Source organism: Dethiosulfatibacter sp., assembly GCF_983023055.1.
On record NZ_CEZJXU010000289.1, the window covers coordinates 1 to 3,344 of the forward strand.

A 3,344-nucleotide genomic window follows, 5' to 3' on the forward strand; every position below is an offset into this window, starting at 1 on the left:
AATTTCTTTACGAACTCTATGAGCCTACTGTAGAAGCCGAAAATGTATTAAACATCGCAGCAATAAACACACTTAAAAACGGCGGAGAAGTACTGGTATATAAACCAGAAGAAATGAACAACGAGGACAGATATTTAGCCACCTTTAGATACTAAACGCTTTTATCCACCTCCATGGGTTATTAGTGAAGACAAGCCGGCTTATTAGCCGGCTTGTCTTAATTTATTCCTGTTCCAGGATTCATTATGTTATTGGGGTCAAAAACCTTCTTTATGCCTCTCATAATCTCAAGATGCTTAGGTGAAAATTGTATGCCAAGTCTTTCATTTCTGACTTTTCCAACTCCGTGCTCAGCGGTTATTGTACCACCCAAACCCACTGCTAGTTTGTAGATTTCCTTTGAAAGTTCTTCATATCCTTCTGGCTTTTCTCCATCTTCGGTCATGATAAAGTTATGTATATTTCCATCACCTGCATGTCCAAAGGAAGGTATTGTTGCATTGTATTTCTCAGCCAGTTCGCCAATTCCGTTCATATAGTCCATTATTTTGCTTACTGGTACGGCCACATCGAGAATATCCACCACCATGTGCTGAACACTTGGATAACCGTGGCTTCTTATTTCCAGAATGGTTCTCTGTTCCTTAGCTGTTTCAGCAATAAGACTGTCTACTGCTCCGTTTTCATCGCAAATTTCAACTATTCTTGCACTTGTCTCATAAAGTTGCTCTTCCTTTGGTTCATCAAGAATGAAATATAAATCAACTATGCCCTTCTTGGCAGGCCATTCAAGTCCTAAATCTTTTGCTGATCTCAGCATGAAATCACGTTCTATATATTCAGCTGCAAGAGGAGTAATTCCTTCTCTTAATATCTTCGGAACCACTTCTACCGCTTTTGCCTTGTCATCAAAAGAAACAAGAAGACTACCTGAATTGCTTGACTTGGGATAAAGTTTCAATATGGCCTTTGTAACAACTCCAAGAGTTCCTTCACTGCCTATCATCAAGTGAGTTAAGTCATATCCTGTATTGTCCTTCAAAAGTTTTCCGCCAGTTTTGATTATTTCACCTGTTGGAAGGACTATTTCAAGACCCTTGATCTGGTTTCTCATAACTCCATGCCTTACAGCTCTAACTCCGCCAGCATTTTCTACAACCATTCCTCCTACCTGTGCTCCCTCGTCTCCTGGATGCACTGGGAAGAAAAGGCTGTCATGTTTTTTGAATGTATCTTCCAAATCGAAAAGAGTTACTCCAGCTTCACATTCAACCATCATGTTTGCATCATCAACATCAATTATTTTGTTCAACCTTTCAAGGGACATGATAATGCTTGGCTTAATAGGTACTGCTGCACCTGTACACCCTGTACCGCCGCCTCTTGCAATTACTATGCAATCTTCATTGTTTGCATATTTAAGTATTTCAGAAATCTCATTTGCATCAACAGGCTTAACCACTACACAGTCAAAACATGGAACAGGGGCTATTGCTTTCTCTGTTTCATCCGTTATATAACTGTTGATCTTTTCAGCATCACTTGCAACCCAGTCAACACCAACTATTTTTTCCATAGCTTCAATAATTCTCTTATCCATACTTCCTCCATTTCTTGGTAGAACCAGTTCTTATTTGATATTATTTGGTAGAACCATTATTTATATTATATACCTTGAAAAAGCCTTTGTAAATGCTTTCAGGTATAGTAGATATATTAACAAACACCGTTAATAATTATTCATCTTCATTAGTAGTTTTTGATTATTGTTTCCATATGTATCTGCATGCTAATCCTAGCCTTTTCAACATTTCTTTCAGCTATTGCTTCATAAATATCCCTGTGAATTTCTTCAAGTATTCCTTCATGTTCGTTATTGACTACCTGAGACCTTATATCTAAAGTGAAAATCTGAAGCATCGGTGACATTGCATTATAGGCATTAAGAATTATCTGGTTTTTTGCAGCCTTCACAATAGTTCCGTGGAACATTTTGTCATATTTCGCCTTTTCAACTTCGCTGATATCACTGAACATTTTCTCGTAACATTCCGTTAAAATTTCTATTTCCCTGTCGGTAATTTTCTGAGCCGCAAGGGTTGCAACCTCAACCTCTATCATTCTTCTGAATTCAAGAACATCATTCATTGTAGTATCTGAAAGCTTGAAGATTATTGACATGGGTTCAACCAGCCATTCATCAAATTCATCCTTAATGAAGGTCCCCTGACTTGGCACACTCCTTAAGAGCCCCACTATATTTAGTATTTTATATGATTCCCTGATAGCAGCCCTACTCACTCCCAGGTATTCAGCCAGTTCCCTTTCAGTAGGCATATTGTCACCCTTTTTCAGGTTTTTCTTTCTTATTTCGTCGGTCAAGTATTCCATGACCTGGAAATATGTCTTGTTTGAATCTCCTTTTAACATGGCTGCCTCCTCTAGTGATAGTATCTTCTAATAACTTCCATATGCTCCTTCATTGCTTTTGATGCCAATATGGGATTCCTTGCAATTACAGCTCTGTACAGATCCTTATGGACTCTGGCTGCAATTTCACTTCCCTCATTGCTAAAAGCTGACACCCTTATTTCGTATATGAAAAGGTCCAGCATATAATCCATTGCATTATAGGAGTTTATAATGATTATGTTCTTCGAAGCCTTTGCCAGGATGCTGTGAAATTTCATATCGTATTCTGTGCTGATTTCCTGATCCTCTGTGTTTATCATATTATCATAACACTCCGTCAGCTCTTTTATTTCATCATCTGTAATCCTTTCAGCCGCAAGGGATGCTATTTCAACCTCTATCATATTCCTGAATTCAAAAATCTCTTTTTTACTTGTATCCGAAAGCATTATAGCAACGGACATGGGCTTTGAAAACCACTTGTCAAAGCTGTCCTTAATAAAGGTTCCTTCACCCTGTCGCCTGTCAACAACTCCCAATATATCAAGTATCTTTAGAGCCTCCCTTATGGAGTTTCTTCCTATTCCCAGAAGCTCAACCATATCTCTTTCAGAAGGAACTCTATCTCCCTTGCCCAGCTTTTCATTCAAAACCTGTTCATTTATATAATCAATTACCTTGTAGTAGGCTTGTTTTTTATTGTTTTCCATGTCTTCACATCCCGTCAAATGTTTTTGTTTCAAGGAATTATGTATTTTCAACTTTCCTAAGCTAGTACAAAATGCCTATAATAATATTATAGATTAAGTAATTTCCAATGTAAAGAAATACAGATGTAAAAAACTCCCCTCAACCGGATAAAATCTGGATGAGGGGAGTTTAAATATACTTTTACAGAAGAAAGAAACACATGTTCCCTACTCAGTCAACAT

General features: G+C 37.7%; 3 protein-coding genes. All 3 read right to left on the reverse strand.

Annotated elements, in window-relative coordinates; all coding sequences use genetic code 11:
• Positions 1 to 217 precede the first annotated feature (217 nt).
• The 3 genes from AC3AX0_RS09760 to AC3AX0_RS09770 all read right to left on the reverse strand — a co-directional run bounded on the left by AC3AX0_RS09760 (position 218) and on the right by AC3AX0_RS09770 (position 3,122).
• Entirely contained in the window at positions 218 to 1,600 is a 1,383-nt protein-coding gene (locus AC3AX0_RS09760; RefSeq protein WP_487550101.1) for an FAD-binding oxidoreductase, read from the reverse strand.
• Between the two features lie 149 nt (positions 1,601 to 1,749).
• Entirely contained in the window at positions 1,750 to 2,430 is a 681-nt protein-coding gene (locus AC3AX0_RS09765; protein ID WP_487550102.1) for a FadR/GntR family transcriptional regulator, read from the reverse strand.
• Positions 2,431 to 2,441: 11 nt separating this feature from the next.
• Positions 2,442 to 3,122, reverse strand: a complete 681-nt coding sequence (locus AC3AX0_RS09770; RefSeq protein WP_487550103.1) for a FadR/GntR family transcriptional regulator — start codon at positions 3,120 to 3,122, stop codon at positions 2,442 to 2,444.
• Between the last annotated feature and the right edge of the window lie 222 nt (positions 3,123 to 3,344).